We start from the raw sequence: 23,327 nt of genomic DNA on the forward strand, positions 1-23,327 counted from the left end.
ACCCAAGGCTTTTTAGGACGTGCGTTGATATCTATGGCACAGGTGAATAAAAAGGTGGTTGCCATGGGAGAGAAGTTCGTTTCGGCAGACAGGCCCCAGACAAAGGAGGGTTACCAGTACCATATCGCGTGCAAGCCAGGGGACGTTTCGAGGTACGTTTTGCTCCCCGGCGACCCGGAGAGGGTTCCAAAGATAAGCTCCCTCTGGGACGAGGCGAGGGAGATAGCCTTTCACAGGGAATACAGAACGCACACCGGGAAATACAAGGGAATGCCGATAAGCGTCACCTCAACGGGAATAGGCGGCCCCTCAACGGCGATAGCCATAGAGGAGCTTGCCGCTATAGGCGCGGACACCTTCATAAGGGTCGGCTCGACCGGTGCAATCCAGCCGGGAATGGAGATAGGGGACCTCATCATAGCCAAAGCTGCCGTCAGGCTCGAGGGGACGTCGAAGCAGTACGTTCGCGTTGAATACCCCGCCGTTGCAGACCTTGAGGTTACCCTAGCGCTCATCGAGGCGGCTGAAACTCTGGGAGTGCGCTACCATATTGGCATAACGGCCTCGACCGACAGCTTCTACCTCGGCCAGGGAAGGCCCGGACTCAGGGGGTATTTCCCGAGCTTCGCAAAGCACATAATGGACGACCTGAGGCAGGCCAACGTTACCAATTTCGAGATGGAAGCCGCTACCCTCTACACCCTCGCCAACATCTACGGACTGAGGGCAGGCTGTGTCTGTGCGGTCTTCGCCAACAGGATAACCAACGAATTCGGGAAGGCCGGAGAGAGGGAAGCGGCCCTCGTTGCCAGCGAGGCGGTGAAGATACTCGCCGAGTGGGACGAGGAGAAGGAGAAGGCCGGGAAGAAGGTCTGGTTCCCAGGGCTTAGAAGGGTTTGACACCCAGGTTTTTGTGTTTTTGTTTTGTTGTTTCCCCGAAACGCTTGCAAAGATTTCTTTTCTCTTATTAACACTCATAGACATCTAAACCATCTAACAGGCGACAACAACTTAAAATCAAAACCTGCCTGAAAATATTATAGAAAAGGCACTTGATTTCCCGCCAGTGCTCCTTGGGAAGGAAGCTTTTTCCAAAGGCTTCACCAAAAGTTCGTAGCTCTTCACCCAGAGACTCGTATGAAAGAGATTTTGCTCACAAGCCCTCACCTTTTAGAAGAGAACGCATCAGATAAGAACCATGACAGAGGGTTTACTTCCCTTTTGACGCCCTGCGGGCGTCTATCTTAGAGTTAAACCAGCCAAAGGGGGCAATTTGGAAAGTTCTCATTCTTAAAGCGGCCATTTGAATATAAATCGCCCAAGAATTTAGCTTTTCAGAAGGGGCTACGAACTTTGATGCATCTCTGACGAGCAACTTTGCGCAGGCAAAGTTTCTATGGCGCCCCGGCGGGGATTCGAACCCCGGACCTCGAGGTCCGCAGCCTCGCGCCCTATCCAGACTAGGCCACCGGGGCACTGCCCGCTAACCCTTCTCGGCAACGCTTTATAAATTTAACCGTCTCAGCTCACCGAAAGATTTATAAAGCGCCCGAAGGTGAGTATTCTACGGGCCTGAACTGCGGTGGTAGTCTAGCCTGGTCTAGGACAGCGGCCTGCCACGCCGCTGGCCCGGGTTCAAATCCCGGCCACCGCACCACACAAACTTTTCTGGAGAAAAGTTTGATCAAATGTTTCTTACTGCACGACTTATTTTTGCCTTTCGGAGAGAAGAATATTTTTGGTCAACCTTTGCTTGCGCGAAGGTTGTTCGCCAGCCTTTCCCAAGGCCTGGTCAAGCTTTTCCAAAAGGCCAAAACAAAGAAGAAGGGGTGAGACTGCACAACCTCTTCAGGTTCTCAGCTTCGCCAAGGCATCCTCCGCGGCCTGGAGAATCTGGTAGCCGACCGGTGAGGCTGTAAGGAGCGGGTGAGTGGCTATCTGGAGTGTGTAAAGCTCGCTCGCCGTCAGTCTCTTCTGTATCGCGAGGGCGAGGATATTTATCATCTCCCCGACGCTCTTCCCTCCAGCTATCTGCGCCCCGAGTATTGCCCCCCTGTCGCGGGAGAATATGAGCTTCACCGTGACCATCGAGGTGTCGGGGAACTTCGCCGGGTGCCTGTCCGGCCCTTTTCCATAGCCAACTATGACCTCAAAGCCTTCCCTCTTGGCGGCTTCCTCAGTGAGTCCGGCCGCGGCGAGTGTGAGGCCCGCCACGTTGGTGGAGTAAACGCCTATCGTTCTCCTGTTCTCCCTGACGATCTGGAGCTTGAAGAGGTTCGCACCCGCTATTCTGGCCTCGAAGGTTGCCGTTGAAGCGAGCATGAGGCCGTAGGGCTTGCCCGTGAAGAAGTCCCTGTGTTCGACGCAGTCTCCAACGGCAAAGATATCAGGGTGAGAGGTTCTCATGTACTCGTCCGTCCAAATGCCATAGCGGGTAACTTTAAGGCCGGTCTTCACAGCCAGCTCGACGTTTGGCCGGTAACCGATGGAGAAAATCACGAGGTCTGCAGGAAGCTCCCTTCCGTCCACGAGCCGCACTCTCTCGACCTTTCCGTCGCCAACGAGGGCCTCGACTTGGCCGTAGACCACGTTTATGCCCCTCTCCCTCAGCCGTTCCTCAACCATCCCGCTGAACTCCGGATCGAAGGAGTTCCTCAGCAGTCTGCTCCTGACCAGGAGCGTCACGTCCTTTCCGAGCTTCCGTATCTCGTCACCGACTTCCAGGGCTATGAAACCGCCGCCGACAATGACTATCCTCTCGGCCTCCTTGATCTTCTCCCGAAGGGCCTTCAGATAGTGGTAATCCTTGGGGACGGTGTGGACGCCCTCCAGCTCGGAGCCCGGCACGCTTGGAAAGACGGGCTTCGAACCGGTCGCAATGACGAGCTTTTCCCAGGCGATTTCCCTTCCGGCCTTCGTTCTCACCACCTTACCCTTGGGGTCTATCTCGAGGACTTCATCCACGAGAACCTCGACACCAAGGGGTTCGAGGAATCTCTCCACGGGGAGAATGTCGTCGTCAACGCTCTCGAAGGTTCCAAAGACGTAGGGGATTCCGCACGGAACCATGCCAACGTCTTCCTTCTTGATGACCAGGACGCTCTTGTCTGGATAAAACCTCTTGGCGGCTATTGCGGCGGTTAACCCTCCCGCACTCGCACCGATAACTATAACATCGTACCTCATATTAGGCCCCCCTAAATGTTTTCGGTCTTATTTACACACCAAAGGATTTTAACCTTTCGTTAACCTAGGGTTCAAAACTCGGGCACTGGGAATTTCATTGATGAAGAAAAAAGAACAGTAGGGTCAGTCTCCGGTGGCGCCCCTGAGGGCATCCTTACAGCCACAGCGGCGCTCCTTCGGGATGTACTTGATGGACTTCATGAGGATGTACTTTATCTCCTCGCTCTTCTGGGCCATCAGCTCGACGACCTCGGTGTGGGTGAGCTTCTCCCTGCTTATTCCCGCGGCGAAGTTCGTGACGATGGCCACGCTGGCGTAGCACATCTCAAGCTCCCTCGCGAGGATCGCCTCCGGGCACTGGGTCATACCAACCACGTCGGCACCGAGTATCTTGAGCGCTCTTATCTCCGCCCTTGTCTCAAAGCGCGGCCCCTCCATGCAGGCGTAGGTTCCCATGGGGTGGTACTCAAAGCCCAGCTCTCTGGCGGCGGTTATGAGGGCCTTTCGGAGCTCCGGGCAGTAGGGGTCCGTGAAGTCCACGTGGGCGACGAACTTCCTGTCGTGGGGGCTCTCCTCGCCGTCGTAGAAGGTGTAGTGCCTCGTTTTTGTGAAGTCCATGAGCTGGTCAAGAATGACGAAGTCGCCGGGCTTCATTGCCTCGTTGAGGGAACCCACGGCGGAGGTTGAGAGGATCCTCTCAACACCCAGCTCGTGAAGGGCCCAGATGTTGGCGCGGTAGTTTATCTTGTGCGGGGGGACGCTGTGACCCTCGCCGTGCCTCGCGAGAAAGGCTATCTCCTCCCCGTTGTACTCCCCGATTTTGACCCGTACCTTTCCGTAGGGCGTGCTCACGAACTCCTCCCTGACGTTCTGGAGCAGCTTCGGATCGTAGACTCCGGAACCTCCAATAATCGCTATCCTCGGCATGGTATCACCTGAAGAGAAGAGACGAAGGGAAGCTTAAAACGTTAGCCCTTCTCCCAGAGAATCCGCTGATGTTTGGCCCTCTCCTCTATGTCCTCGCTCACCTCGCCCTCGGCGTGGAGTTCCAGTATCTTGGTCAGAATCTCACTGAGGAGCCATGAACCCCACTTGGGGTCCTTGACCTCAAGGGCAGCGTCTATGGCCCCGTCGATGTCCCCAGCCTTGAGCTTCGCGACGGCTATGCTTCCAAACGCCAGTGAGCGGAGGTAGTGGCCGCGGACGAGCTGGGCGAACTTAAGGGCGTCCTCAAAGTCGCCGAGTTTGGCCAGATAGGTCGCCACCTTCACCCTCACGGAGTCCTCCATCGTGCGCTCGCCGATGGTCTTAACGAGACGGCGATACTTTCCATGGGCGGATTTTGAGAGTAGCTGGTCCATTATGAACCCCGCTATCCTCTCAAACTCCTCCCCTTCAAGGTGGTTTATCAGGTCAAAGAGAACGTCCTCCTTGTCCACGGAGGTCTTGACGATGCCCTCAATTATCGAGAGCCTCTCATCCGGATAAACCCTGCCCAGGATGTCCATGACGAAGTCCAGCTCCCCCTGGTTGCCCAAGCCTATGAGAAGGGATCTCAGGACGTCAAAACCCGTGTCGGAGGACATTCCAAGCGCTATGTCCACGAACTTTTCGTAAGTCGCCGTCGGAACGTCCGAGTTCTTCAGGTAGACGGCCACCTCCTTCATGGCCTCCCCAAGCCAGTACTCGCTCTTGAGCTCGGAGAGAACCCTGATGGCACTCCCGAACTCCTCCCTCTTAAGGTGCTCCTTTATGGCCTCTATGGCGGCTATGGAGTGCCAGGGCTCGTCGTCTATCTGCTCTATGATGAGCCTCGCCCTGCGCATGTTTCCTTTCTTGAGGTAGACCCGAAGTATCTTCAGAAACAGGTCGTTGCGCTTCACGGAGTCCTCAACATCGGTGGCGTAGAAGAGTGCATCGTCGGGCATGTCCAGTTCAAGGAGCCGTATAACCAGCTCTTCAAGGAGGTCGTCCTTCAGGGGTTCCGGAAAAGTCAGTATGGATTCGTAAGCCTGGTGAAAAACCTTCTGGGCGGTTTTTGAATCGGCGCGCCTGAGGTACGTTCCTATCTCCACAAGCGCCTTGACGAGGAGAACGGGGTTCTCAATAGAGGCGGCGGCGTTAAAGGCGTATTTGAAGGCGGTTTTATACTCTGGTTTTTTGGCACGGTACATATAATAGCCAATTTTAGCGTAGGTGACCGCCCTGAGGTACTTATCCCGTATATCAGAAGCCAGCCGAAGGGCCTCGCGATAAACGTCCACAGGCATTATTTTCACCGGGAAAATTTACGATATCGGGGTATTTAATTATTTCCAACACCCAAAACAGAAGGCAAAAGGTTAGTCAAAAAACGAAAGTTCAGCCGAGCTCGTCGTAAACCACGCCGACGACCTCTCCGTCGTCCAGGGAGACGAAGCTTACCTTGGTTTTTCTACCGCTCTTGGGGTCAACAACAACGAAATCCGGCTTGGACAGATACTTACTGGTAGGCATCCTCCAGACATCGCCGTAATGGGCCCTAAGCTCCCTCAGAAACCTTTCCGCATCACGTCTAATAACGGTTGTCATCGATATCACCACTAGTATGTACTACTTCAAAATATAAAAAGCTTTCCTATAGACATTCGTCAAAGATAATATCGGCAATCGTCTAATATTTTCCCCTTACGCAAACCATGGAACCCCTCGGAACCCCCAGCTCCCGTGATATGGGGTTGCACTTCGCCTTGAGCAGGAAAAAGATTCTCGGGTCTTTTAGGTCGCTCAGAGTCTCGAAATTGGCCTGTCCCTTCGCGATTATCACGTCCACCCTTTCAAAGAGCCGCAAAAACTCGGACGATGCGTACTCCAAGGGCGTTCCCGGCAACCTGGAACCGGTGGAGACCACCTTCGCGATTTCATCGAATCTTGCCTCGCGGAGGTCTTCGACGGTTGCATCGTTGATTATGGGCCCCTCCTTGGCGGCGACGTACACCTTGAGGCCCGGGAACTCCTCGCATATGCGCTCTATGAATATCCTGTCGAAGTATATCTCACCGCAGTTGTCCACGAGGTAGAGAAGCGATTTCGCGTTCCCCAGTTCAGAGAAAAGCTCATTGCTGTGGTCGATGTAGAGCTCCTGGGAAGCAAGGCTGAGAACGTCTTCCTCGATCTTCTTTGGGTCATAGCCAACGGCGAAGTCTATCAGATTTCCGGCTATTGCGAGTTTGAGGGCGGTTCTCAGGTCATCCACGCGACCTATGTCCTCCGCCACATCCCTGGCGAGCTCGGTGGAGATTCTCTTGTACTCCCCAAACGGGTCATCGTTTCCGAGGAACGCATAGAGCTCCAGAAACAGCCTCCCCCCGTCCGTCGCGGGGATCGAGTCCTCCCTGAAAAATTCTCCCAGCCTCTGAGCGATGAAGAGCATCGCCCTTTTTCTCTGAGCCACGTCCTCCGTGCTCATCTCGACTATCTTTTGAGCCTGATTGACCGCACACGCTATGCACTCGTAGTGAATTTTCATATGACCACCCAAGGGGAATAGAAAAGAGCCTTAATAAATCAAGCCCTCAGCATCTCGACGTACTCCAGCTCCTCGGGAATCGGCCTCCTCCTCTTCCTCATCTCCACCTCAACCATGTAACCGTAGAGCGCGGTCATCCACTCCATCTTTCTCACCCTGTTTGAGTTCTCCAGGATTTTTTAACCCCAAGTCATGTTTAAAAGCTTTGTCAGTCCCTAAAGCCCCATTTATGTCCATGAACATCCCTCACCCTTCCGGAAAAGCAGAGATGCAGGGTTTTGTCAGGGAATGTACATTAATTGGCAGTTCAAAGGGCCTTCGTAGCCTTTCTCCTTTCAAAAGCATACATTTGAACGGGGGGTTGAAAACCCAACCGTTTATAAACTTTGGAGACTCCATCACTACGGTGGGAGAAAATGGCTTTAGAGAAGCTTGGGAAGGCACTCAACACGGCCCTCAGGAAGCTCGCCCGTTCGAGCACCGTTGATGAGGCCACCATCAAGGAGGTTGTGAGAGACATCCAGAGGGCGCTCATCCAGGCGGACGTTAACGTCAGGCTGGTTCTCCAGTTGACTAAGACCATAGAAAAGAGGGCACTTGAGGAGGAGCCTCCTGCGGGGGCCTCGAAGAAGGAGCATATAATCCAGATAGTCTATGAGGAGCTCACCAAGTTCCTCGGAACCGAGGCGAAGCCCCTTGAAATAAAGGAGAGGCCGACGATTCTCCTGACCGTTGGTATCCAGGGCTCCGGTAAGACTACGAGCGTGGCAAAGCTGGCGAGGCACCTCCAGAAGAGGGGCTACAAGGTCGGCCTTGTCTGCTCGGACACCTGGCGTCCCGGTGCGTATTACCAGCTCAAACAGCTCGTTGAGCCCTTTGGAATAGAGGTTTTCGGCGATCCCGAGGAGAAGGGCGCCGTGAAGCTCGCCCGGGAGGGCGTTGAATACTTCAAATCCAAGGGCGTTGACGTCATCATAGTCGACTCCGCGGGAAGGCACAAGGAGGAGAAGGGCCTCATCGAGGAGATGAAGCAGATAAGCGAGGCGATAAAGCCCCATGAAGTTATTCTCGTCATTGACGGAACCATCGGCCAGCAGGCCCACAACCAGGCACTGGCCTTCAAGGAGGCAACACCGATAGGCTCGATAATAGTTACCAAGCTCGACGGCTCCGCCAAAGGTGGAGGCGCCCTCTCAGCGGTGGCCGCAACCGGGGCACCCATAAAGTTCATCGGTGTCGGCGAGAGGATAGACGACCTGGAGCCCTTTGACCCCAAGCGCTTCGTGTCGAGGCTCCTTGGCATGGGTGACATAGAGGGCCTTCTTCAGAAGCTCGAGGAGCTCCAGAAGGAGCAGGAGTTCAAGGAGGAGGACCTCGAGAAGTTCCTCAAGGGCAAGTTCAACCTCAAGGACATGTACGCCCAGCTCGAGGCGATGCAGAAGATGGGGCCGCTCAAGCAGGTTCTCCAGATGATTCCTGGAATGGGCTACTCCCTTCCTGAGGATGCGGTCAAAGTTGGCGAGGAGAAACTGAAGAGATACAGGATAATAATGGACTCCATGACGGAGGAGGAGCTGGAGCATCCCGAGATAATCAACTACTCGAGGATAAAGAGGATCGCCAGAGGTTCTGGAACGAGCGCCCAGGAGGTCAGGGAACTGCTCCACCAGTACAACCAGATGAAGAAGATGTTCAAGAGCATGGACAAGAGAAAGCTTTCTAAGATGGCAAGGAAATTTAACTTTGGAGGGTTTGGCGTATGATAGAGGCCTTCGTACTGGTCGTTGTTAAGCCGGGAACCGAGGAGAAAGTGTACAACGCCCTGGCCAAGGAAGAGAAGATAAAGGAGATATACCGCGTCTACGGGGAGTACGACGTGATAATCCGCGTGGAGGTCGAGAACATCCACGAACTCGACAGGTTCCACGATGAGACCCTGAGGAAGATAAGCAACATTGAGATGACAGAGACGCTGATAGCCAGCTCCTACAGGGGGTGAAGGTTTGGAGAAGAGGTGGGTCGCCAGGATTCACCTCGACACCCTAGAAGTCGAGTACGACTCTTCTTTTAAATTTAAGTGCATCGAAAACTGCGGGAAATGCTGCTACGAGCTGGAGATACCCGTCAAGGATGAGGATATAACCAGAATAGAGGAGCTGGGCTACAACGCCTGGGAATTCGTTGATTATGAGAAGATGTTCTACCGCGGGGACAAGTTTCTGAGCTACGCCCTCAAAAAGCGCCCCTTCGACGGAGGATGCGTTTTCCTTGACCCCGAGACCAAAAGATGCAGGATATACGAGAAGAGGCCCCTCGCCTGCAGGCTCTACCCCTTCGTCTTCGTGAAGCAGGGAAACGTCATGGAGGTTTACGTCAAGATGGACTCCTTCTGCCCCGGCCTCAACCATCCCGACGGGGAGCCCATAACCAAGGAGTTCTTGCTACGCGAGTACGGGGACGTTATAGAGGCATACCGCAGGAAAGTTGTGAAGAGCCGGGAGTGACCGAAACATATTTATACATTTTCTTGTTAATTTTTGGCCACCGGAGGTGAGAGAATGAGTCAGCTAAAGTCCGTTCAGGAAAAGCTCAGACTCGTCAGGGTGCTCAGGCTGCTCAAGAAGACCTACACCTACGAGGAGCTGTCCAAGATAACCGGCCTCCCCATCACGGTGCTCAACAGGTACGTGAGGGGGAAGGTCCTGCCGAGTGCCGAGAGGACCAAGGAGCTCCTAGACCTGCTGCTCCCCTACATCAACATAGAGGAGGAGGTTAGGAAGAGGATAAAATTCGACGAGTACGGGTTCTTCGACAACATGCCCGTCCTCAGCGACACGGCTTTGATGAGCCTCATAGCTGAGGACGTTGCGAGCAGGTACATGGACAAGAACGTGGACAAGGTGCTCACCGCGGCAACCGACGGAATCGCCCTCGGTGTCCACGTTGCCAGGGAGCTCAGCGTTGATGTCGTCTACGCCAAGAAGAAAAAGGAGGTCGGAGTCGAGAAGTTCTACGAGGTCAGCTACGTGCCGAGCGCCTCTGGAAGCGTGACAACTCTCTACCTGCCACAGTGGGCGCTCAAAAAGGGCGAAAACGTCCTTATCGTTGACGACGTAATCAGAAGCGGTGAAACCCAGAGGGCCCTCCTTGAGATGTGCAGAAGGGCCGGAGCGAAGCCGGTCGGCATGTTCTTCCTCATAAGCGTCGGCGATGTCATAGACCACCTGAAGAAGGACTACAGCATCCCCGTCGAGAGCCTTATCAGGCTGGAGTGATACGGATGAAAGTGTTCATCTACAACGCCGATGGCCTCACGATACCGGTGGAGGTCGAGCTCGGCCTCCCCTTCAAATTCGTCTGTACTGAAGAGGAGTGTGGCAGAGAGGTCGTGATAGAGGGCGTCGTCAGGCTGGCAAGCGAGGAGGAGTTCACTCAGACCATTGAGGACACCATAGCGGAGAACTCGGACTTCAAAAAGATACGCGAGATAACCGCCAAGATGCTCATCTTCGAGGGGAAGGTGAACGGAAAGGAGGTAAAGCTCCCCGTTGAGAGCTTTGACGACTTCGCAAAGCGTTTCTTGGACGAGGTCTTAGTCCTCCGTTAGTTTAAGCCGCAGATCCTCCTTCACAACCTGCATCGCCACGCTCGTGTTCGTTTTTTCCACCCCTTCCAGTGAGAGGAGCCACTTGACGAAGCGGTTCATATCGGCCCTGTCCTTGAACTTGGCAACCACGACTATGTCGAACTCCCCCGTTATGTCGTAGACCATTATCACCCTGTCGCTCTGGGCTATTTCCCGCTCTATCTCGACTATCCTCCTGCCCTGGGCTTTGACCCCTATGACCGTGGTGAGGCCGAAGCCAAGCTTCTCGTAGTCGAGAATAGGCGCAAAACCCCTGATGATTCCCTCCTCTTCCATCCTCTTGATGCGGTTGTACACGGTTCCCACGGCAACCTTCAGTTCGCGGGCTATCTCACGATAGGAGAGCCTAGCGTTCTCCTGGAGCAGAGAGAGTATCTTAAGATCCAGCTCGTCCACCATTCTCACCACCGGGAAGAATACACCGTAAACTTTAAATACCCTTCCCTTGGAGGGAATAGCGGGCAGTGGACCGGTAGCCTAGCTAGGATAGGGCGGCGGCCTCCTAAGCCGCAGGTCCGGGGTTCAAATCCCCGCCGGTCCGCCAGCAATACAAACTTTTGCGGGGCAAAAGTTTGATCAAAAGCTCATGGTTCTTCTCAAGGCTCCTGGTTTTGATGTGGTTTCCAGCAGATGGATTGTTTAAAAGGAGAACTAACTCAAGTGCTTCTTTAGTGAGGGTTTAACTTTGAGAAAACGCCCAGAGGGCGTTGGAAGGAAAGTAAAACCCCAAAATTATGATTTACAGGAAATCGTTCTCGTTTAACCTGTGAGGATTCGAATTTAGAAACCGCCTTTGAAGGGAAGTGGTGTAAAGAACCACTGATTTTATTTCCAGCTGATTTGAGCTCTTCAAGACTCGCATATAGTCCCGGCACTCTAGATACCAGTTCCCGGGAACACAAGCCTTCAGCATATGTCAAACCGAGCGTGAAGCAGGGGTCCCTTCATCCCGTTTCCCGAAAGATTTAAATATCCTTGAGCTTTTAGTTAATTTAGGTAAGAAAAAGTTGGAGGGTGAGAGCATGGTGTACGTTGCGGTTCTGGCAAACGTCAACGGCAACCTCCCAGCCCTCGCAAAGGCTCTCGAAAAGATAGAGGCCCTCAAGGAGGAGGGCTACGAAATCGAAAAGTACTACATCCTCGGGAACGTAGTTGGCCTGTTCCCCTACCCGAGGGAGGTTCTGGACACCCTGGACGACCTCATAAAGAACAACAGGGTCAGCGTCATCCGCGGTGAGTTCGACCAGGCCATAGCCGCGAGCGACCCCCACGCGGAGGGACTGGACTACATAGAGAGGGTGGACTATCCGGAGTACGTCAAACGGGCGCTTAAGTACACGTGGGAGAGCCTCGGCCATGAGGGCAGGGAGTTCATAAGGGACCTGCCGATTTACCTCGTTGATAGGGTTGGAAAGAACGACATCTTCGGCGTCTACGGAAGCCCACTCGACCCATTTGGGGGAAAAGTCCTGCCGGAGCAGCCGACGAGCTACTACGAGGGAATAATGCGCCCCTTGAAGGACTATGAGATGCTCTTCGTGGCCTCGCCGAAGTACCCGGTCAACGCCATGACCCGCTACGGAAGGGTTGTCTGCCCGGGAAGCATAGGATTTCCCCCCGGCAGGGAGCACAGGGCCACGTTCGCCCTGGTGGACGTTGATACACTCCACACGAAGTTCATAGAGGTCGACTACGACAAGAGGCTCATCGAGGAGAGAATACGCAGGGAGGGGCTTCCCGAGGAGCTCGTCAAGATCCTCTACCACGGAAGGATTTGAGGAGTTCAATCCCCTCCATTATTTCCGTTCTCTCATAGGCGAGGAAAATAAGGAATCCGAGGAGTACCGCGTACTTGGAGAGGAATACCAGGGACTGAAGGAGCAGCGCCACGACCAGTGGAACGTATATCCCGGGGGATATTCTCAAAAGACTTCTGGCATAGTGGGCGACTCCGATGAGTATGAGGCCGTAGCCGAGGGTGAGGCCAACCATTACACCTACCGCCTCAAAGGCAGGGATGAGGTATAACCACGAGAGGAGAACCGCAAAGGCTCCAAGGAGCGCCACAAAGGTTCCTTTTTTAACGTAGGCGGTCGAGTTGAGGGCGACTATGCTGGGGTTGTAGGCTATGTAGACCTCCATCGCCATGAGGGCGAGGTGGAAGGCAGGACCAACGTCGAAGCCGAATATTACCGAGAGGACCTCCCTGCCCAAGAGCATTAGGACGAATATGGCAGAGCCGGTGGCGAGTATCAAAAAGGCCGTTGTCTTCTCGGCGAGGAGCCTAACGTAGTCGTCCTCGTTCCTGCCGTATTTGTACGAGAAGAGGGGCATTATGGCAGACTGGAGAACCTGGGGTAGGTACGTTAGAAGGAAGGCCGCGGAGAGTATCGCCGACACCACTCCCGCAACTTCAGGGCTGGATAGGTACTCACTCATGAAATAGGGACCCTGTATCAGGAAGACGCCAGAGAGGGTTCCTAGGAACGCAAAGGATGAATACGAGAGGAGCAGGCTCATCTCGCTTTTCCGGGGCTTTCCAATGAGGTTGAACCTCACCAGATAAGCGGCGGAGAAAACCGCTATCAGGCCCAGGAAAAGCAGGTACGGGGCAAAGATGTTGGGAAGTAAAAAACCCGCCAGGAAGCCCACGAAAGCCAGGGTTATTATGTACGCGTAATGTTCCCCCCTGTGGATGCCGTAGAGGAAGTTTCTGAGGGTCAGCTGAATCCCCCTGAGGGTTGCAAGGATTCCCAGGTAGAGGTTCAGTGGGAGCAGAAGCAGTCCGGCAAGAGGGAGGAGAAAGGCTGGAAGGGTTATGGAGCGTATTGAGTCTGTTTTGCCACCCCCCAGGAACTCGGAGGCGTACTTGCCGAGGGCTACCGCGAAAAAGCTCAGGGGTATCGCAGCGAAGAATGCCTTCGAGATCAGAGAGTTGGCCATCCCCAGCTCCTCAACGCCGAAGCGCCTGGCAACTATTGCGCTGTACAGAAACCGGGTTAACCCCGTGAGGCCCAGGGCAATCACCGATGCCAGTGAATGGCGTAGAATGACCCGGCGCTCGTAGCTCATGGATGGAGAAGGAAAGGGGGAAATTTAACCTTTGTGGAAGCCGAGGGCAAAGCCGCCGAGGAAAGCGGCCGTTCCCGGAAGGAGGGCCATTACCTTCTCCCCGAGGGTCAGGATTTCATGGGTCCACTCACCGGCCAGATTGAAGAGCTTGTCCTTGTCGATTATAAGGACCCCCTTCTGCTCAAGCCACAGGAGACTAACCAAGTAGGCGCCGATTAGTGCCAGTGCCAGCTTCATCACTTTCTTGACAGCGTAGCCTGTTACAAAGCCTACCACTGCACCAACGCCCATGTCGCCCATCATGGCGCTCACGTCGAACTCCATAGTACGCTCACCTGTAGAATACTAGCCTCCCCGAGGATAAAACGTTTTTGCCAAAACGTTTAAATTACACGACTTCAAAATATTTCCAAAGCATAAAAGTAGGTGTGAGAACATGACGACCCCGATGGAGAGGCTCAAGAACAAGATAACGAAGGAGGTTCTGTGGCTCTACATCCTGAGGCTCCTGAAGGAGAGGCCCATGTACGCGTACGAGCTCAAGGAGAGGATAAGGGAAGCCTTCAACTTCGAGCCCGCAACGGTCAGTTCATACGTCGTCCTCTACAAACTGGAGAAGGACGGCTACGTTACCGCGGAGTGGCAGGAGAGCGAAACTGGGAAGCCGTCGAGGAAGTACTACAGGCTCACCCCAGAGGGCGAGAAGCTCTTCGAGGAAGGAATAGCCTTTCTTGAGGACATGCTCTCGAAGCTCAAGGAGTGAATTTCTCCAAACTTTCTCAGTTTAATATGCGTAGAAAAGTGCAAAAGAGAAACCTTTGAGGGCAGAGCCCTCAGCGTCCCATTCCACCGCGCGGCTCTCTCGCCTTCGGGCGGAGACCCTTGTAGCCGCACTTCCTGCACTTCTTGGCCTTCCACGGGTTGGTAGCGCCGCAGCGCATGCAGATGTACTTCCTAAAGATTCTGGCCTCAGCCTCTGGGAATCTCGCCATCGTGATCACCTCATGATCTTAATCCAACACACCTACCGCAACGGACTTTTAAAGCTTTGGTGCGGGGGACGGGATTCGAACCCGCGTAGCCCTGCGGCAGCGGATCTTAAGTCCGCCCCCTTTGGCCAGGCTCGGGCACCCCCGCGCGAGGGAGTGTAAAGCGAGGGGAATTAAAAGCTTTCCCCCTCAGGTTCTGATGATCCTCATCTCAAAGTCCTCAACCGGAACCTTGAAGTCCTCCCTGCTCTCTATCTCCTTCCTGTTGTAGAGTACCTCCCTCGCGAGGATCCAGTAGATGAGCGCGAGAGCCTTCCTACCCTTGTTGTTGGTCGGAATCGCAACGTCGACGTAGCTGAGGAAGTTCTCGGTGTCGACGAGGGCCACTATCGGGATTCCTATCTCGATGGCCTCCTTCATGGCCTGGTGGTCGGCCCTCGGGTCGGTGACTATAAGGACGTCCGGCTCCATGAAGTTCTTGACCTTCGGGTTGGTCATGGTTCCCGGCAGGAAACGGCCCGGAATGGCCCTGGCGCCGGTGACGTCGCCGAACTTCTTGACCGGCTTCTGACCGTAGAGCCTGACACTGACGGCGAGGATGTTCGCCGGGTCGAACTTGGCCAGGAACTTGCCGGCAACGCGGAGCCTCTCGTCGGTCTTCCTGACGTCAAGGACGTAGAGACCGTCCTGTCTAACGCGGTATATGAACTTCTTCATGTCCTGGGTCTTCTGCTGGGTGCCGATGTGGACACCGGCGGCAAGGTACTGGTCGAGTGGAACAAGGTATTCCTCCATTCTTCACACCTCCTCATCCTTCAAAGGTTATTATCCTACCCCTTTCACCCAAATCTTCGGCTATTCTTATCAGCTCGTTCAGCTTGGCGATGGAGTCCCCCCGGAGCACCATCGCCGGGCAGCGCAGACCCACCGCGAGGTGGGCCAATGCCTCATCGGAGGACTCGTAGCGAGCCTCCGCGAGGATGGGGGTTATCCTCTCCGACTTCGCGTCGTTCACGAGGTTGTATAAGTCGGTGAGCGTGCCTAGGTTTATCGGCTTTATTGACAGGGCGTTGTAGTAGCGCCTGTCGAGTATGTCCTTCTCGCGGAAGAGGTGCTCGCCATCAACGAACACCCCGTGGGTGCCTGCTATGAGCTCGAGGAAGAGCTCCTCGTCGCCGAGAGGCTTTATGTAGGCGACGTTGTTGTCCTCAACCAGGGAGAGTACCTCCTCGGTCTCCATCGGAACCTTCTGCACGAGCCCGATGGCAACTTCGAGGCCGAGCTCGTCGGTTGCCTTTTCCGTGGCCTTCGAAAAGGCCTCCACCGTTCCGGTTTCCGCGTGCTCAAGGACCTTGTTGGCGGCGTCGACGACGTCGGTTATCTCCATGAGGTCTCGGACCATCACGTAGTAGTCGAAGGCCTCACCGCTCGCTATCTCAAGGATTGGAACCGGCAGCTCGGTCGTGAAGGTGCCGCCGATATAGCTGTACAGGGGCATCCTCTTGACGCTTGCGGCTGCCTTGGCGACCGCTATCGAGACGGCCAAAGCCGTGTTGGCCCCGATGTGGCTGAAGTCCTCGGTGCCGTCTATCTCCCAGAGGTAGCTGTCTATGAGCTCCTGCTCGCCCGCGTCGAAGCCTATCAGCTCGGGCCCGATTATCTCGTCAACTTCGCTCACGGCGCGGTGAGCCTCGGCTATGTAGAGGCTCGGGTTCTCGTCCACGGGCGCGGCAAATCTTCCAAAGCCCGAGCTCGTTATGACGTCTACCTCGACGGAGTACTTTCCACCCTTGAGCACCGCGACCCTGCCGATTACGTTCTCTATCACGGTCATCTTTCATCAGCTCGGCCTGATTACGGTGAGCGGGATTATGCCTTTCTCGAACTCGAGCAGCGCGGCGTCGAGCGGCGTGATTCCTTCCGGGACGTCGATGAGTATGGGCGCACCCATCGCTATCTGGAGGGCCCTTGCTCCAATTATACGGGCCTTTTCAAACCTCGTGTACCTGAACATTCCAACCACCCGTGCAAATTTTGGTGGGGCCGCCGGGATTTGAACCCGGGTCTCCGGCACCCCAAGCCGGGAGGATAGACCAAGCTACCCCACGGCCCCCCAGAAATGTGGTTTTTCAGTATACTCTGTAAACCATTACCTGGTCGATGAGCTCGACGTGGCTCAGCAGGGTTCTCCTGCAGCAGTACCTCTCGATCCCGAGGTCGTCGAGGACCTTCTCGGGATCCTCGCCCTTCTCAACCCGGGCCTTGAATTCATAGTATTTGTCCCCTATGACCTTTCCACACGTGAAGCACCTGACGGGAACTATCACCCGTATCACCTTCTCGAATGAATATTAAAGGAAAGCCATCAGCGGTAGGACTTCTGCCTCTTGGCGCGCGGACCCTTGGTTGAGCGGTTGGGCTTGTGCGGCTCGGTTCTCCTGCTGTCCCCGACGAGCATGGTCCTGTCGTACTTCATAAACTTTTCCTTGAGGTTCATGTCGTTCGTCCACTCGACGAGAGCCCTTGCTATAGCAACGCGGGCAGCCTCGGCCTGTCCCATGAAGCCTCCGCCCTCGACCTTAACGTCTATGTCGACCTTGCTGACTATCTCCTCGCCAGCGAGGACGAGCGGCTCCATGATGGTGAAGCGCGCTATCTCGGGCTCGATTATCTCAACGGGCTTGTGGTTGATCCTGACGCGGCCCTTTCCTTCCCTTATGGTGGCCCTCGCGATGGCCGTCTTTCTCTTACCAGCAGTCTGGATGACCTTCATTTTCTCTCACCTCAGAACTTTCCACCGAGGAACTTGGCAACCTCGCCAACGGTAACGTACTTCGGAGTTGCGAGCCTTGACATGTGGGCCTCGATTATGGTCTCAAGCTCCTTGCCCTCGAACTCCTTCGGAACTCCGGCGTAAACCTTGAGCCTCTTGAAGGCCTTCCTTCCGCGGTCGGTCTTCCAGGGGAGCATTCCCCTGACGGTTCTCCTGACTATCTCGTCACTCCTCTTCGGATAGAACGGACCCTTCCTCGGGTTGGTCCTGGTTCTCAGCTCGGTTCTCTGCTTGTACTTGGCGAAGATGTCCTCGCGGTTTCCGGTGATGATGGCCTTGTCAGCGTTGACTATGACGACTTCCTCGCCCTCGAGGAGCATCTTGGCAACCTTCGAGGCGAGCCTTCCGAGTATGAGTCCTTCAGCGTTAATTATCCTCATGGCCCATCACTCCATTATGATTACTCCACTACCCTTCGGGTTCCTCTCGATGAGCTCCTCAATAGTGAGGACCTCTCCACCGGCCTCGACTATCTTCTTCTTGGCCGTCTCGCTGAACTTCCAAGCGGCAACGGTGACCTTGTGCTCAAGCTTTCCTGCACCGAGGACGCTTCCCGGGACGATGATGGTGTCGCCCTCCTTGGTGTAGCGGTTGATCCTGCTGATGTTTACTTCAGCCCTCTGCCTCCTGGGCCTCTCAAGGCGCCAGGCTATGTCCTTCCATATCTTAACCCCTTCTTCGTTAGACTTCTTTCTGAGGTAGCGGATGAGCCTCCTCAGGTTGATGTCAGTGGGTCCGGTTCTCTTGACCATGAACATACCTCCTTAACGCTCTCTCGCAGGTGGGAAACCGACAGGTCCAACGGGGTGAGCGTAAATACTGGTGCGGGGGCGGGGATTTGAACCCCGGAACCCCTACGGGACGGGACCCTGAATCCCGCGCCTTTGACCAGGCTCGGCAACCCCCGCGTCAGTCGGACGCTAATTTATGGAGTTCGCTTATAAATCTATCGCTCTTCCTCATGAGGATTTTGAGGGCTATGGCCACGATTTCCTCAACGGGGAGCTCTCCGTTGGTCTCCACGGTAAACACGAACGCCCCGGGAACTACCTCTTCCCGTATCTTATCACCTTGGTAGGCCTCGAACTTTCTCGGCAGGTAGAAGGCCTTGGTGGTCGTGATGATGAACTCCTCCTCGGTCTCCTCGACCGGAAGGCCGCGCCTCTCGGCGAGCTTCTTAAGCTCCTCCCAGTCGGGAATCTCCTTGCTCACGTGAATCTTCGTCAGGTACTTGTAGTAGACGAAGCCGGGCTGCCACTTGGCGTGATCCCTGCCGCGGCCGAGCTTGGCGTAGGCGTTGAGCGTAAGCCTCTGCCCCTCCGCGAGCTTGACTATCGGTATGTCAGGGTTGGCGGGCTTGACGCCCTCATCGTCGCTCTTGAGGTCACCGGAGTAAACCATTCCCGGCCCTTCAGCCTCAAGGGAGAGCGTGACGGTGTAGTCGTCGAGCTCAAGGGCATCCAGCGAGAATCTCTCAACCGGGGTGGTGAGCGGAATCATCGCCAGCCTGTGGGCGATTATCTCGTCAAAAAGGGCTGAATCGTTCTCGAAGAACTCGACCTCGTCAACGGCGAAGGTGGGAACCTCGGCAAGGATGGTTCTCCTCAGGGCGTTGGCGAAGGGAACGTCAACTCCCTCGACGAGGAACTTAATCGAGTCCTCCCTTTTCTCAAGAATCTGAAACTTTGGCTCCATCGGCATCACCAAAAAAGAAGTTGTTGGGGGTCAGACGCGCCTGCCCCTTCTTCCGCCCTTCGGCCTGGTGCCGTCGTGCGGAATCGGAGTGACGTCCTCAACCCTTCCTATCCTCAGACCGGCCCTAGCGAGCGCACGTATGGCTGCCTGGGCACCCGGTCCGGGGCTCTTGCTCCTGCTTCCACCGGGGGCGCGAACCTTGATGTGAACGCCGACGAAGCCCTTCTCCATGGCCTCCTCGGCGGCCCTTCTGGCGGCAATCATGGCCGCGTACGGGGAGGGCTCGTCCCTGTCTGCCTTGACGACCATACCACCGCTCCACCTGCTGACGGTCTCGGCCCCGGTGAGGTCGGTGATGTGGATGATGGTGTTGTTGTAGGAGGAGTAGATGTGGGCAACTCCCCACTTCTCCTTCTTCTTAAGGTTAACCTGCTGCTGAACTTCCTCACTCATGAGGCCTCACCCTGCTTAGCCTGTTCAATAACCATCCTCTCGGGGTGGCTCTCCTTCGCGAAAGGAGAGGTCTTCGAGTAGGTTATGGCGTCTTCCTCCTCCCTGAGGACGAGGTATCCCGGGGAGCGGATGATCTGTCCGTTGACCTCGATGTGGCCGTGGACTATGAGCTGCCTGGCCTGCCTGATGGTCCTGGCGAGGCCCTTCTTGTAGACGAGGGTCTGAAGGCGCCTGTCGAGGACGTCCTCAACGGTGAGTGAGAGAACGTCATCCAGGACGGCATCGGCCGGAAGGAGGCCAAGCCTGTTGAGCCTCTGGAGGAGCTGAACCCTCTCGACCTCTGCCTGCTTGCCGCGGGCAGCTAGTAGGCGCCTGGCCCTACGCCTGAACTCCTTGAGCTGGGTCTCGTGGCGCCAGAGCTCCTTCTTGTTCTTGAGGGCGTACTTCCTCATGAGGACTCTCTCGCGGTCGAGCCTCTCCTTAATCCAGGGGTGAGAGGGAGTCTCGTACCTCTTCCTCTGCCTCTTAGGGTCTCCCATCTAAACCACCTCACTTCTTCTTCCTTCTCACGCCAATGGTCGAGCCGTGCCTGAAGTTCGACCTGGTCCTCTGTCCGCGGAGCGGAAGGCCGAGCTCGTGCCTTATGCCGCGGTAAGCGCGTATTCTCCTGAGTCTGTTGACATCCTCACGCCAGGCCATGACGAGCTTGGCGGTGATGAGGTGCATGTCCTTGCCAGTCTCGTAGTCCTTCGGCCTGTTGACTGCCCATGCGGGTATACCGTGGGCGATCGGGTCTTCGAGCACCTTCTCAATCTTCTTGACCTGCTCGTCGGTGAGGTAACCGGTCTTCATGTACGGGTCGATTCCTGCAACCCTGAGCACCATCGTAGCGAAGTTTATGCCTATACCCCTAATGCCCGTAAGGGCCCATCTCAACTGCTTATTTCCGTCCAAATCAACTCCCGCTACACGGACGATGTGTCTGAAGTTGTCCGTCATTACGAATACACCTCCATCTCAATCCTTCATAGAGGATTTTGGCGCCGGGACGGGGATTTGAACCCCGGTGTCCAAGCGGACACGGGCTCTCAAGGCCCGCGCCATCCCAGGCTAGGCGATCCCGGCATACACGCGGTAGCCGCTCCCCTTCGCCAGCTCTCTCACTTCGGTGAAGTGGTCATCCATTAGAGCCTTAATATACTTTGCCCCCTGCTTCGTCTTAATTACCAGTTGCAGGAGGCCTCCATCGTTGAGATGCCGGGGAGCGTTTATAACTATTTCCCTCAGCACTTCCTTTCCCGCGTGCACCGGGGGGTTAGTGATGATTGCGTCGAACTTTTCGCCCCTAACGGGTTCGTAGAGGCTTCCCCATCTCACCTCGGCGTTTCTAACGCCGTTGATTTTTAAATTTTTCCTCGCCATCTTCACGGCCCTTCTGTTCACGTCGGTCATGACGACGTAGTCCACGAAGCGCGATGCAACGATTCCTACCGCCCCGTAGCCGCAGCCCAGATCGAGGATGCGCCAGCCCTTGTCAAGTATCATGCTCTCTATGAGCAGTTCGGTTCCCCTATCAAGCTTCCCGAAGGAAAAGACCCCACTGGCGGTTATGAACTTGAAACACTGTCCCCTAAGGCAGACCTCTATGGTCCTCGTCTTCAGAGGGACGTTGGGCTCCTCGGAGTAGTAGTGGCTCATGTGCGGTGGTTCGTTGAGGGGTTTATAAAGATGAACCCCCGGCCAAACGCCAGAGGGTGTCCCCAACCACGGCCCCAGCGAGCATGAAGGTCGCTCCGAGTGCCATAACGATTAGGACCTTCCTAACCCCCAGCGGTGCCGGACTATCCGTCCCCGGAGTATAAGCCGACAGTATCATGCCGTAGAGGCCCATCGCACCCCCGCCGAGCAGCACCAAACTGCTCCAGGCACCGTTCAGGACTATCTCAACGAAGAATCCAAAGAGCGCTCCAAAGAGGAAGAACTCACCGCGCGACATCGGCGCCATACGATGAGCCAGGTAAAGCCCCGTTCCAATCCCCATGAAGACCGGAACGGCTATCGTCAGGTCGTGCGCTAGGCTCGTCGCTTTTCCACCTAGGCCGCCGCCGTTCAGGGTCACTAGGGTTTCCTCAAACAGGGCCATCAGAAGAACGGCAAGGAGATACGTGAAACTTGGATGGTCCTCAAACCACTCCGATTTTCCAAAAACCTTAGGTAAAGCCACCGCCACGAGCCACATGAGGAGGAGTATCCCCGAGCTGAGAACGTTTCTTGGGGAGTGCTCAAGAAGGCCGAGGAGCAGAAAGAGCAGAACATCGAGCCAAAACCAGAGGAGGACAAACCTCACGGAAAGCCGTACCCCTCGAGTCTCAACCGGGGAAGAAAAGACATCGAGAAAGTGAAAAAGCCGGGACAAGTGCCTCACCACAGCTTCGGATACCAGTCCCTCGGCATGAAGACCTTGTCCACGTCGACCGCTATTCCCTTGCTCCGCTGGAGCATCTCGCCGCTCGTCATAGTGGCCTTTCCGAGGGCAACCAGCTCATCTTTAAGGGTCATGACGGCGACGAGGTCACCCTTCTTGATGCCCTTGTTGAGCTTCACTATTCCCGGAACGGCCAGATCGGCGCCGTAGGTTACGGCGGCAACGGCAGAGTCCCTAATCCACACCTTGGGGAGATGCTCAACGGCTTTCTCCATCGGCTGGATGGCCTTCCTGAAGTACTCTTCGATGCCGTCGTCCTTCCAGAAGTGGTAGTAGTCTATGAGGTCGTGGAGCGTCACGAGGGTTTCGTCCTCCTTGAAGGGACCGCTCCTCGTCCTCCTCAGCTCGGCCATGTGCGCTCCAACGCCCAAGGCAAGGCCAATGTGGTGGATGAGTGACCTTATGTAGGTTCCGGCCTCGACCCCAACGCGGAAGAGAACGTCCTTTCCATCTATCTCCAGGATCTCGATATAGTAGACCTTTCTCGTCCTCAGCCTTCTCTTGACCGCGCTCCTAAGGGGCGGCCTCTGGATTATCTCACCCTCGAATTCCTTCATAACCGCGCGGATTTTGTTCTCCGGAACGTCACCGTGGAGGTGCATCAACGCGACGTACTCCTTTCCAGCAGGCAGGAGGGCCTGGACGACCCTCGTTGCCCTCTCAAGCGCCACCGGCAAAACGCCGCTGACCTTTGGGTCGAGGGTTCCGCCGTGGCCGGCCTTGTTCAGGTTGAACAGCCTCTTGATCCATGCAACTACCTCGTGGCTCGTCGGCCCTGGGGGCTTGTCGAGGTTTATTATCCCGAACTGCATGTGCATCTCCATAGGCCTCTTCTCCGGCGGAAAGCCCCACTTCGGATTAGTTTCGGCCTTCTCGTCCTTAACCAGAACCTCTCGCTTTATGTCAGCGGGAAGGATCCTCCTCACTTCGTCCCTCGCCATGAACATCACCCGATGAGCGTTATCGCCCTAAGTTTGGAATAGCGCCTTATAAACCTGAGCTTAGTATTTGAACCGGTAGGTAAATACCGAGCAATCCCTATAACGTGGTATCCATTCCCTACAAATCCCTCGACGAGAAGCCTCCCAATATTGCCAGTGGCACCGGTAACGAGTGCCGTTCTCATGCAACCACCGGGAGAAATTCGAAAAGCGACTTAAAAGCGTTGAGAAGTAAGAAGAGGCCAGAAGGCCTCGACAATTCACTCGAGGCTGATTCCAGCCTGCTCAAGGGCGGCCTTGACGGCCTCGTCGTCGGCACCGCGCTCGATGCTGACCTTCTCCGGAAGGGGCTCGAGGTGCTTGACGTTCATCCTCCTGCGCTTGACCTTGTTGAGGCCAGCGCCGGTAACGAGGACGAAGTTCCTGTCGATGACGTCAACGACGACGACCTTCTCTCCGGCCCTCCTTCCGGCGATTATAACGGCAAGCCTTCCGACTTCCATAGCTGGCATTCATCCC

At 55.5% G+C, this 23,327-nt stretch carries 33 protein-coding genes and 7 tRNA genes; 10 read left to right on the forward strand and 30 right to left on the reverse strand.

What is annotated here, in order from left to right; translation table 11 throughout:
• The first annotated feature begins 63 nt into the window (after nucleotides 1-63).
• The gene (gene udp / locus A3L10_RS05225; RefSeq protein ID WP_088866695.1) at nucleotides 64-900 is read left to right on the forward strand and encodes a uridine phosphorylase; all 837 of its coding nucleotides are present in this window, start codon (nucleotides 64-66) and stop codon (nucleotides 898-900) included.
• A gap of 497 nt (nucleotides 901-1,397) precedes the next feature.
• Here the strand turns inward: udp and A3L10_RS05230 are convergent.
• A tRNA-Arg gene (locus A3L10_RS05230) sits at nucleotides 1,398-1,475 on the reverse strand.
• 104 nt (nucleotides 1,476-1,579) lie between these two features.
• Between A3L10_RS05230 and A3L10_RS05235 the strand changes: the two genes are divergently transcribed.
• Nucleotides 1,580-1,657: transfer RNA gene (locus A3L10_RS05235), tRNA-Gly, on the forward strand.
• A gap of 191 nt (nucleotides 1,658-1,848) precedes the next feature.
• Here A3L10_RS05235 and A3L10_RS05240 read toward each other — a convergent pair.
• The 5 genes from A3L10_RS05240 to A3L10_RS05260 all read right to left on the reverse strand — a co-directional run bounded on the left by A3L10_RS05240 (nucleotide 1,849) and on the right by A3L10_RS05260 (nucleotide 6,694).
• Complete coding sequence (locus tag A3L10_RS05240; protein WP_088866696.1) at nucleotides 1,849-3,186, reverse strand: FAD-dependent oxidoreductase; 1,338 nt, start codon at nucleotides 3,184-3,186, stop codon at nucleotides 1,849-1,851.
• A 123-nt stretch (nucleotides 3,187-3,309) separates the two neighbouring features.
• Entirely contained in the window at nucleotides 3,310-4,113 is an 804-nt protein-coding gene (mtnP, locus tag A3L10_RS05245; protein WP_088179892.1) for an S-methyl-5'-thioadenosine phosphorylase, read from the reverse strand.
• A 41-nt stretch (nucleotides 4,114-4,154) separates the two neighbouring features.
• A complete protein-coding gene (locus A3L10_RS05250; RefSeq protein ID WP_088866697.1) occupies nucleotides 4,155-5,456 on the reverse strand; it encodes a hypothetical protein in 1,302 nt (433 codons plus the stop codon).
• A 91-nt stretch (nucleotides 5,457-5,547) separates the two neighbouring features.
• Nucleotides 5,548-5,757 carry a hypothetical protein gene (locus tag A3L10_RS05255; RefSeq protein ID WP_088179890.1) on the reverse strand — a complete coding sequence of 70 codons (210 nt, stop codon included), beginning with the start codon at nucleotides 5,755-5,757 and terminating at the stop codon, nucleotides 5,548-5,550.
• An 82-nt stretch (nucleotides 5,758-5,839) separates the two neighbouring features.
• Complete coding sequence (locus A3L10_RS05260) at nucleotides 5,840-6,694, reverse strand: damage-control phosphatase (RefSeq protein ID WP_088866698.1); 855 nt, start codon at nucleotides 6,692-6,694, stop codon at nucleotides 5,840-5,842.
• A 416-nt stretch (nucleotides 6,695-7,110) separates the two neighbouring features.
• Here A3L10_RS05260 and A3L10_RS05265 point away from each other — a divergent pair, with 416 nt between their 5' ends.
• From A3L10_RS05265 to A3L10_RS05285, 5 genes are read left to right on the forward strand one after another with little or no spacing between them, the layout of a single operon-like run.
• Nucleotides 7,111-8,457, forward strand: a complete 1,347-nt coding sequence (locus A3L10_RS05265) for a signal recognition particle protein Srp54 (protein WP_088866699.1) — start codon at nucleotides 7,111-7,113, stop codon at nucleotides 8,455-8,457.
• Entirely contained in the window at nucleotides 8,454-8,693 is a 240-nt protein-coding gene (locus tag A3L10_RS05270; protein ID WP_088179887.1) for an Lrp/AsnC family transcriptional regulator, read from the forward strand. Before A3L10_RS05265 ends, A3L10_RS05270 begins: the two co-directional genes overlap by 4 nt.
• Before the next feature lie 4 nt (nucleotides 8,694-8,697).
• Complete coding sequence (locus A3L10_RS05275) at nucleotides 8,698-9,198, forward strand: YkgJ family cysteine cluster protein (RefSeq protein ID WP_088866700.1); 501 nt, start codon at nucleotides 8,698-8,700, stop codon at nucleotides 9,196-9,198.
• Nucleotides 9,199-9,252: 54 nt separating this feature from the next.
• Nucleotides 9,253-9,969, forward strand: coding sequence for a phosphoribosyltransferase family protein (locus tag A3L10_RS05280; protein ID WP_088179885.1), 717 nt, complete (start codon nucleotides 9,253-9,255; stop codon nucleotides 9,967-9,969).
• A gap of 5 nt (nucleotides 9,970-9,974) precedes the next feature.
• Entirely contained in the window at nucleotides 9,975-10,301 is a 327-nt protein-coding gene (locus tag A3L10_RS05285) for a hypothetical protein (RefSeq protein ID WP_088179884.1), read from the forward strand.
• On the opposite strand, the gene A3L10_RS05290 is transcribed toward A3L10_RS05285, so the two are convergent.
• On the reverse strand, nucleotides 10,287-10,739 hold the full coding sequence (locus A3L10_RS05290; RefSeq protein WP_198362091.1) for an Lrp/AsnC family transcriptional regulator: 453 nt from the start codon (nucleotides 10,737-10,739) through the stop codon (nucleotides 10,287-10,289). The two genes, A3L10_RS05285 and A3L10_RS05290, sit on opposite strands and share 15 nt — an antisense overlap.
• 67 nt (nucleotides 10,740-10,806) lie before the next feature.
• Between A3L10_RS05290 and A3L10_RS05295 the strand changes: the two genes are divergently transcribed.
• Nucleotides 10,807-10,884: transfer RNA gene (locus tag A3L10_RS05295), tRNA-Arg, on the forward strand.
• 478 nt (nucleotides 10,885-11,362) lie between these two features.
• On the forward strand, nucleotides 11,363-12,118 hold the full coding sequence (locus A3L10_RS05300; RefSeq protein WP_088866701.1) for a metallophosphoesterase family protein: 756 nt from the start codon (nucleotides 11,363-11,365) through the stop codon (nucleotides 12,116-12,118).
• Here A3L10_RS05300 and A3L10_RS05305 read toward each other — a convergent pair.
• Nucleotides 12,090-13,412: a lipopolysaccharide biosynthesis protein gene (locus A3L10_RS05305; RefSeq protein WP_088866702.1), complete on the reverse strand. Its 1,323-nt coding sequence runs from the start codon at nucleotides 13,410-13,412 to the stop codon at nucleotides 12,090-12,092. The two genes, A3L10_RS05300 and A3L10_RS05305, sit on opposite strands and share 29 nt — an antisense overlap.
• A 24-nt stretch (nucleotides 13,413-13,436) precedes the next feature.
• A complete protein-coding gene (locus A3L10_RS05310; RefSeq protein ID WP_088179881.1) occupies nucleotides 13,437-13,736 on the reverse strand; it encodes an FUN14 domain-containing protein in 300 nt (99 codons plus the stop codon).
• Nucleotides 13,737-13,848: 112 nt separating this feature from the next.
• Between A3L10_RS05310 and A3L10_RS05315 the strand changes: the two genes are divergently transcribed.
• On the forward strand, nucleotides 13,849-14,175 hold the full coding sequence (locus tag A3L10_RS05315; RefSeq protein WP_088179880.1) for a PadR family transcriptional regulator: 327 nt from the start codon (nucleotides 13,849-13,851) through the stop codon (nucleotides 14,173-14,175).
• Between the two features lie 70 nt (nucleotides 14,176-14,245).
• Here the strand turns inward: A3L10_RS05315 and A3L10_RS05320 are convergent, their stop codons facing one another.
• The 21 genes from A3L10_RS05320 to A3L10_RS05420 form a co-directional block, all read right to left on the reverse strand.
• Nucleotides 14,246-14,404: a 50S ribosomal protein L40e gene (locus A3L10_RS05320; RefSeq protein WP_012571071.1), complete on the reverse strand. Its 159-nt coding sequence runs from the start codon at nucleotides 14,402-14,404 to the stop codon at nucleotides 14,246-14,248.
• Nucleotides 14,405-14,461: 57 nt separating this feature from the next.
• Nucleotides 14,462-14,549: transfer RNA gene (locus tag A3L10_RS05325), tRNA-Leu, on the reverse strand.
• 41 nt (nucleotides 14,550-14,590) lie between these two features.
• Nucleotides 14,591-15,196: a 30S ribosomal protein S2 gene (gene rpsB / locus A3L10_RS05330; RefSeq protein ID WP_088179879.1), complete on the reverse strand. Its 606-nt coding sequence runs from the start codon at nucleotides 15,194-15,196 to the stop codon at nucleotides 14,591-14,593.
• A gap of 13 nt (nucleotides 15,197-15,209) precedes the next feature.
• On the reverse strand, nucleotides 15,210-16,235 hold the full coding sequence (locus A3L10_RS05335; protein WP_088179878.1) for a hypothetical protein: 1,026 nt from the start codon (nucleotides 16,233-16,235) through the stop codon (nucleotides 15,210-15,212).
• 6 nt (nucleotides 16,236-16,241) lie between these two features.
• Nucleotides 16,242-16,415, reverse strand: coding sequence for a DNA-directed RNA polymerase subunit K (locus tag A3L10_RS05340; RefSeq protein ID WP_055430129.1), 174 nt, complete (start codon nucleotides 16,413-16,415; stop codon nucleotides 16,242-16,244).
• Between the two features lie 21 nt (nucleotides 16,416-16,436).
• A tRNA-Pro gene (locus tag A3L10_RS05345) sits at nucleotides 16,437-16,514 on the reverse strand.
• 16 nt (nucleotides 16,515-16,530) lie between these two features.
• Nucleotides 16,531-16,728, reverse strand: coding sequence for a DNA-directed RNA polymerase subunit N (locus tag A3L10_RS05350; protein ID WP_055430130.1), 198 nt, complete (start codon nucleotides 16,726-16,728; stop codon nucleotides 16,531-16,533).
• 38 nt (nucleotides 16,729-16,766) lie between these two features.
• Nucleotides 16,767-17,174, reverse strand: a complete 408-nt coding sequence (locus A3L10_RS05355; RefSeq protein WP_055430131.1) for a 30S ribosomal protein S9 — start codon at nucleotides 17,172-17,174, stop codon at nucleotides 16,767-16,769.
• 11 nt (nucleotides 17,175-17,185) lie between these two features.
• Nucleotides 17,186-17,614 carry a 50S ribosomal protein L13 gene (gene rplM, locus A3L10_RS05360; protein ID WP_088179877.1) on the reverse strand — a complete coding sequence of 143 codons (429 nt, stop codon included), beginning with the start codon at nucleotides 17,612-17,614 and terminating at the stop codon, nucleotides 17,186-17,188.
• Between the two features lie 6 nt (nucleotides 17,615-17,620).
• Nucleotides 17,621-17,986, reverse strand: a complete 366-nt coding sequence (locus A3L10_RS05365) for a 50S ribosomal protein L18e (protein ID WP_088179876.1) — start codon at nucleotides 17,984-17,986, stop codon at nucleotides 17,621-17,623.
• Nucleotides 17,987-18,054: 68 nt separating this feature from the next.
• A tRNA-Leu gene (locus tag A3L10_RS05370) sits at nucleotides 18,055-18,142 on the reverse strand.
• A 1-nt stretch (nucleotide 18,143) separates the two neighbouring features.
• Nucleotides 18,144-18,929 (reverse strand): DNA-directed RNA polymerase subunit D, encoded by a 786-nt coding sequence (locus A3L10_RS05375; protein ID WP_088866703.1) that lies wholly within the window; start codon nucleotides 18,927-18,929, stop codon nucleotides 18,144-18,146.
• A gap of 30 nt (nucleotides 18,930-18,959) precedes the next feature.
• Nucleotides 18,960-19,382 (reverse strand): 30S ribosomal protein S11, encoded by a 423-nt coding sequence (locus A3L10_RS05380; RefSeq protein ID WP_088179874.1) that lies wholly within the window; start codon nucleotides 19,380-19,382, stop codon nucleotides 18,960-18,962.
• Nucleotides 19,379-19,921 (reverse strand): 30S ribosomal protein S4, encoded by a 543-nt coding sequence (locus A3L10_RS05385; protein ID WP_088179873.1) that lies wholly within the window; start codon nucleotides 19,919-19,921, stop codon nucleotides 19,379-19,381. The genes A3L10_RS05380 and A3L10_RS05385 overlap by 4 nt, the downstream gene beginning before the upstream one ends.
• Before the next feature lie 10 nt (nucleotides 19,922-19,931).
• Complete coding sequence (locus tag A3L10_RS05390) at nucleotides 19,932-20,381, reverse strand: 30S ribosomal protein S13 (RefSeq protein WP_088179872.1); 450 nt, start codon at nucleotides 20,379-20,381, stop codon at nucleotides 19,932-19,934.
• 39 nt (nucleotides 20,382-20,420) lie between these two features.
• Nucleotides 20,421-20,507, reverse strand: a tRNA-Ser gene (locus A3L10_RS05395).
• Entirely contained in the window at nucleotides 20,493-21,080 is a 588-nt protein-coding gene (locus tag A3L10_RS05400; protein WP_088866704.1) for a class I SAM-dependent methyltransferase, read from the reverse strand. The genes A3L10_RS05395 and A3L10_RS05400 overlap by 15 nt, the downstream gene beginning before the upstream one ends.
• A gap of 22 nt (nucleotides 21,081-21,102) precedes the next feature.
• Entirely contained in the window at nucleotides 21,103-21,729 is a 627-nt protein-coding gene (locus tag A3L10_RS05405) for a hypothetical protein (protein ID WP_232460946.1), read from the reverse strand.
• 74 nt (nucleotides 21,730-21,803) lie between these two features.
• Nucleotides 21,804-22,808, reverse strand: coding sequence for an RNA-guided pseudouridylation complex pseudouridine synthase subunit Cbf5 (locus A3L10_RS05410; RefSeq protein ID WP_088866706.1), 1,005 nt, complete (start codon nucleotides 22,806-22,808; stop codon nucleotides 21,804-21,806).
• Between the two features lie 5 nt (nucleotides 22,809-22,813).
• Nucleotides 22,814-22,993 carry an NAD-dependent epimerase/dehydratase family protein gene (locus A3L10_RS05415; protein ID WP_088866707.1) on the reverse strand — a complete coding sequence of 60 codons (180 nt, stop codon included), beginning with the start codon at nucleotides 22,991-22,993 and terminating at the stop codon, nucleotides 22,814-22,816.
• A gap of 75 nt (nucleotides 22,994-23,068) precedes the next feature.
• Nucleotides 23,069-23,320 (reverse strand): 50S ribosomal protein L14e, encoded by a 252-nt coding sequence (locus A3L10_RS05420; protein ID WP_014012532.1) that lies wholly within the window; start codon nucleotides 23,318-23,320, stop codon nucleotides 23,069-23,071.
• Nucleotides 23,321-23,327 lie beyond the last annotated feature (7 nt).

The organism is Thermococcus radiotolerans (assembly GCF_002214565.1).
In the GTDB taxonomy this organism is placed as follows: Archaea; Methanobacteriota_B; Thermococci; order Thermococcales; family Thermococcaceae; genus Thermococcus; species Thermococcus radiotolerans.

Coding starts and splice junctions, on each gene's coding strand:
- rplM (WP_088179877.1), bottom strand. CDS start 17,614: ATGAGGATAATTAACGCTGAAGGACTCATACTCGGAAGGCTCGCCTCG.
- A3L10_RS05375 (WP_088866703.1), bottom strand. CDS start 18,929: ATGGAGCCAAAGTTTCAGATTCTTGAGAAAAGGGAGGACTCGATTAAG.
- A3L10_RS05250 (WP_088866697.1), bottom strand. CDS start 5,456: ATGCCTGTGGACGTTTATCGCGAGGCCCTTCGGCTGGCTTCTGATATA.
- A3L10_RS05265 (WP_088866699.1), top strand. CDS start 7,111: ATGGCTTTAGAGAAGCTTGGGAAGGCACTCAACACGGCCCTCAGGAAG.
- A3L10_RS05340 (WP_055430129.1), bottom strand. CDS start 16,415: ATGTTCAGGTACACGAGGTTTGAAAAGGCCCGTATAATTGGAGCAAGG.
- A3L10_RS05240 (WP_088866696.1), bottom strand. CDS start 3,186: ATGAGGTACGATGTTATAGTTATCGGTGCGAGTGCGGGAGGGTTAACC.
- A3L10_RS05365 (WP_088179876.1), bottom strand. CDS start 17,986: ATGGTCAAGAGAACCGGACCCACTGACATCAACCTGAGGAGGCTCATC.
- A3L10_RS05320 (WP_012571071.1), bottom strand. CDS start 14,404: ATGGCGAGATTCCCAGAGGCTGAGGCCAGAATCTTTAGGAAGTACATC.
- A3L10_RS05310 (WP_088179881.1), bottom strand. CDS start 13,736: ATGGAGTTCGACGTGAGCGCCATGATGGGCGACATGGGCGTTGGTGCA.
- A3L10_RS05305 (WP_088866702.1), bottom strand. CDS start 13,412: ATGAGCTACGAGCGCCGGGTCATTCTACGCCATTCACTGGCATCGGTG.
- A3L10_RS05400 (WP_088866704.1), bottom strand. CDS start 21,080: ATGAGCCACTACTACTCCGAGGAGCCCAACGTCCCTCTGAAGACGAGG.
- A3L10_RS05420 (WP_014012532.1), bottom strand. CDS start 23,320: ATGCCAGCTATGGAAGTCGGAAGGCTTGCCGTTATAATCGCCGGAAGG.
- A3L10_RS05355 (WP_055430131.1), bottom strand. CDS start 17,174: ATGAAGGTCATCCAGACTGCTGGTAAGAGAAAGACGGCCATCGCGAGG.
- A3L10_RS05335 (WP_088179878.1), bottom strand. CDS start 16,235: ATGACCGTGATAGAGAACGTAATCGGCAGGGTCGCGGTGCTCAAGGGT.
- A3L10_RS05260 (WP_088866698.1), bottom strand. CDS start 6,694: ATGAAAATTCACTACGAGTGCATAGCGTGTGCGGTCAATCAGGCTCAA.
- A3L10_RS05290 (WP_198362091.1), bottom strand. CDS start 10,739: ATGGTGGACGAGCTGGATCTTAAGATACTCTCTCTGCTCCAGGAGAAC.
- rpsB (WP_088179879.1), bottom strand. CDS start 15,196: ATGGAGGAATACCTTGTTCCACTCGACCAGTACCTTGCCGCCGGTGTC.
- A3L10_RS05380 (WP_088179874.1), bottom strand. CDS start 19,382: ATGAGTGAGGAAGTTCAGCAGCAGGTTAACCTTAAGAAGAAGGAGAAG.
- A3L10_RS05385 (WP_088179873.1), bottom strand. CDS start 19,921: ATGGGAGACCCTAAGAGGCAGAGGAAGAGGTACGAGACTCCCTCTCAC.
- A3L10_RS05315 (WP_088179880.1), top strand. CDS start 13,849: ATGACGACCCCGATGGAGAGGCTCAAGAACAAGATAACGAAGGAGGTT.
- udp (WP_088866695.1), top strand. CDS start 64: ATGGGAGAGAAGTTCGTTTCGGCAGACAGGCCCCAGACAAAGGAGGGT.
- A3L10_RS05280 (WP_088179885.1), top strand. CDS start 9,253: ATGAGTCAGCTAAAGTCCGTTCAGGAAAAGCTCAGACTCGTCAGGGTG.
- A3L10_RS05270 (WP_088179887.1), top strand. CDS start 8,454: ATGATAGAGGCCTTCGTACTGGTCGTTGTTAAGCCGGGAACCGAGGAG.
- A3L10_RS05415 (WP_088866707.1), bottom strand. CDS start 22,993: ATGAGAACGGCACTCGTTACCGGTGCCACTGGCAATATTGGGAGGCTT.
- A3L10_RS05255 (WP_088179890.1), bottom strand. CDS start 5,757: ATGACAACCGTTATTAGACGTGATGCGGAAAGGTTTCTGAGGGAGCTT.
- A3L10_RS05300 (WP_088866701.1), top strand. CDS start 11,363: ATGGTGTACGTTGCGGTTCTGGCAAACGTCAACGGCAACCTCCCAGCC.
- mtnP (WP_088179892.1), bottom strand. CDS start 4,113: ATGCCGAGGATAGCGATTATTGGAGGTTCCGGAGTCTACGATCCGAAG.
- A3L10_RS05390 (WP_088179872.1), bottom strand. CDS start 20,381: ATGACGGACAACTTCAGACACATCGTCCGTGTAGCGGGAGTTGATTTG.
- A3L10_RS05410 (WP_088866706.1), bottom strand. CDS start 22,808: ATGGCGAGGGACGAAGTGAGGAGGATCCTTCCCGCTGACATAAAGCGA.
- A3L10_RS05285 (WP_088179884.1), top strand. CDS start 9,975: ATGAAAGTGTTCATCTACAACGCCGATGGCCTCACGATACCGGTGGAG.